The sequence below is a fragment of the Arthrobacter sp. Y3223164 genome (assembly GCF_059091005.1).
In genome coordinates this window covers 1-3018 of sequence record NZ_JBNHGF010000338.1, presented here as the reverse complement: position 1 = coordinate 3018, position 3018 = coordinate 1, and the positions used below count along the sequence as shown (strand labels likewise).

Annotated in this window: 4 protein-coding genes; all 4 read right to left on the bottom strand. The window is 67.7% G+C overall.

What is annotated here, in order from left to right; translation table 11 throughout:
* Nucleotides 1-621, bottom strand: a 621-nt coding sequence (locus AC5RUJ_RS13635) for an aldehyde dehydrogenase family protein (protein ID WP_494156009.1), incomplete at its 3' end; no start/stop codon positions are given.
* Between the two features lie 70 nt (nucleotides 622-691).
* Nucleotides 692-1807, bottom strand: coding sequence for an NAD(P)-dependent alcohol dehydrogenase (locus AC5RUJ_RS13630; protein WP_494128442.1), 1116 nt, complete (start codon nucleotides 1805-1807; stop codon nucleotides 692-694).
* Between the two features lie 87 nt (nucleotides 1808-1894).
* Nucleotides 1895-2500 (bottom strand): isochorismatase family protein, encoded by a 606-nt coding sequence (locus AC5RUJ_RS13625; RefSeq protein WP_494128443.1) that lies wholly within the window; start codon nucleotides 2498-2500, stop codon nucleotides 1895-1897.
* Between the two features lie 128 nt (nucleotides 2501-2628).
* Nucleotides 2629-3018: hypothetical protein (locus AC5RUJ_RS13620; RefSeq protein ID WP_494156008.1), on the bottom strand; the 390-nt coding region annotated here is incomplete at its 5' end.

The following is a 3018-nucleotide window of genomic DNA, read 5'->3' as shown; positions in this document are numbered from 1 at the left end:
CAGCAGGGAGAGCAGCCCGGCGGGCAGGCCTGCTTCTTCGAAGACGCGCATCAGGCTGACGCCGCCGCAGACCGCCGTTCGGGGGTCGGGCTTGAGCAGCACCGCGTTGCCCAGCGCCAGCGCCGGGGCGACGGCGCGGATGGAGAGGATCAGCGGGAAGTTGAACGGCGCGATCACGGACACGACGCCGACCGGGCGGCGGCGGGCGAAGGACCAGCGGTCCTCGTTGGAGGTGAGCACGTCGCCGGCCGGCAGCGAGGGCAGCGCCGCGGCTTCGTAGCATTCGTTGGCGGCGATGTGGGTTTCCAGGCCGGCCTTGGGGCCGATGCCCCCGGATTCGCGCACGATCCAGGACTGGATTTCCTCGGCGTGTTCCTCCCACAGCGCGCCGGCGCGGCGCAGCACGGCGGCGCGTTCTTCCGGTTTGCGGGCGGCCCAGTCCTTTTGGGCAGCGGCAGCTACTGCTGCCGCTTCCTGCACGTCCTCGACCGAGGCCAGCCCGTAGCGGCCCAAAGTCTCGCCGGTGGCGGGCTCCACCGAAGCGGCGGTGCCGGCACCGCCGTCGCGCCAGCCATTGACATGGATCTTGCCCTCCCACAGGGAGGCATCAAGCAGGGACATATCCCGTCCTTTCAAGTTGATTGCATGGTTGTGCGGGCCGCGGCGGGGCGGCCGGGGCAGGGAAGGGTTTTCAGTCGGTGGCTTTCAAGACGGCCTTGATGGTCCCGCCGGCGGTGGAATCGGCGATGGCCGTGTCGATCTGGTCGAACCCGTAGTACTTCACCAGCTTGTCGAAGGGGAACCGTCCGGCCTTGTACAGGGCGATCAGCCCGGGAATCAGCTGGGCGGAGGTGCTGGAACCGCCGAGGGTGCCGATGATCCGCTTGCCCCAGAGCGTGCGCAGGTGGTCCACCGAGAACCGCGCCTGCGCCGGCGCCCCGCCGATCAGGATCAGCGTGCCCAGCATGCCCACGGCGTCCGCGGCTTCTTCAACCACCTTGATGTTGCCGGTGCATTCGAGCACGTAGTCGGCCGGGCCGCCGCAGATGCGCTGGATCTCCTCGAGGGCGTTGGTGTTGCCGGAATTGATGGTGTGGGTGGCACCGAGTTCGCGCGCCAGCTCCAGCCGCGAATCGTGCAGGTCGATGGCGATGATCGTGGCCGCGGGCATGTTCTTCGCGGCCATGATCGCGGCCAGGCCCACGGCGCCGGCTCCATACACGACCAGCGACTGGCCGGGTTCGGGCTTGGCCGTGTTGAACACGGCGCCGGCACCGGTCGTGATGCCGCAGGCCAGCGGCCCGAGCAGTTCCAGCGGGATCTCCTTGTCCACCTTCACCAGCGACGACGCCAGTGCGAGCGAGTAGTCGGCGAAGGACGACTGGCCGAAGAAGTGGCCGGACACCTTGCCTCCGTCGGCCCGGGTGTAGGCGGACTTGCCGGCGTCGGGACCCTTGAACCGGGCACCACTCACCAGCGCCTCGCCCAGGCGCAGGCAGTACCGGTGCTCGCCGCGCAGGCAGTTCTTGCATTCGCCGCAGTAAGCCCAACCCATGATGACGTGGTCGCCCACGGCGACATTGGTCACGCCGTCCCCGATGGCCTCCACGACGCCGGAGCCTTCATGGCCCAGCACGCCGGGCAGCGGCAGCGGCATGTCTCCGGCCTGGGTGATCAAGTCCGTATGGCAGAGGCCGACGGCGGCCACCTTGACCAGCACTTCGCCGGGCCCGGGCTCGTCCAGCTCCAGCTGCTCGGGGACAAACGGGGCATCCTTTTCTTCGACTACCAGCGCATTGATCTTCATTGCCATGCTCCTAACGGTCTTGCCGGCTATGTTGACGTGTCATCTAGTCGAACGTTTCACAACCACGGAAAAGTCCCCGGGCTGCACCTACGCCGTCGTTCCGAGTTCCGCTTCCATGTCGGCGGCGCTCATCACCCGGCCGAAGAAGGTGCCGATAGCGTCCAGGGTGGCGGCCTGGGCAGCCTCCGACCGGCCTCCGGTGGCGTCCGAGAGGAACGCCACCTTGTAGTCGTTCATGAAGGCACTGCGCGCGGTCGATTCGCAGCACACCTCGGTCAGCGTGCCGGCGATGACCACCGTGTCTATCGTGTTCAAGCCGCGGATGGTCGACAGGACACTCTTCAGTTGCGTGTTGTGGAACGCGTCGTAGCGGTGCTTGTCCAGCACGTAGTCGGCGGCTTCGGGCTTGAGTTCCTCGACGATCTCAACTCCGCTGGTTCCGCGGCGCATGCCGGCCGCCCGCAGCCGCTGGTTGTAGGTGGTCTCCAACGGCGAAACGTCGAATGTATCCAGCAGAACGTGGCGGGTGTAGATGACCGGGATGCCTGCCTGCCGGCATGCCGCGGCGGCGGTCACCATTTCCGGCAGCCGGTGGCGTGCCATGGGCACTTCCATCGGCGCGCCTTCCAGCACGAAATCGTTCTGCATGTCGATCATCAGCAGTGCGGTCCTGGCCGCATCAATGCGCCACATGTTGCCCCCTGTCGGCTCCGGCCGGTCCGGGCATTCCGCCCGGGCCGGACTTGAGACCTAGGCTACATGTTCCCTCGCGTCTCGCTGCCCCGCTAACTTGCTGCCCTGCGGCGGCCGCCGCGAGAAGACTATTCCTGCTCGGCCAACTCCCGCCGTGCCGCTGCGGCGGCCTTGCGCGTCCGATCCGCGGTCTTGGCCGCGGACACCAGGTCTTCCTCGGCAGCCTCCATCTTGCGATCGGTCGAGGCGACCTCCCGTTCCAGGTCCTCGATGCGCCGCTTCAGTTCGGCGAGCTCGCCCACGAGTTCGTCCCGCCGGTTCTGCAGTTGATCAAGCTTGTCCAGCACCTTCTGTTCCGATGCTTCGGCGTCTTCCTTGCGCTGCTCCGCCTTGTCCAGCGCCGCCCTCGCCTGCCGGCGCCGCCGCTCGGCCTCTTCGGCTTCCTGCTTGGCAGCCCGTTCGGCCTTGGCGGCCCGGCGCTCGGCGAGTTCGTCCCGCGAGGACCGCTTCGGCTGGAG

Coding starts and splice junctions, on each gene's coding strand:
- AC5RUJ_RS13630 (WP_494128442.1), bottom strand. CDS start 1,807: ATGAAGATCAATGCGCTGGTAGTCGAAGAAAAGGATGCCCCGTTTGTC.
- AC5RUJ_RS13625 (WP_494128443.1), bottom strand. CDS start 2,500: ATGTGGCGCATTGATGCGGCCAGGACCGCACTGCTGATGATCGACATG.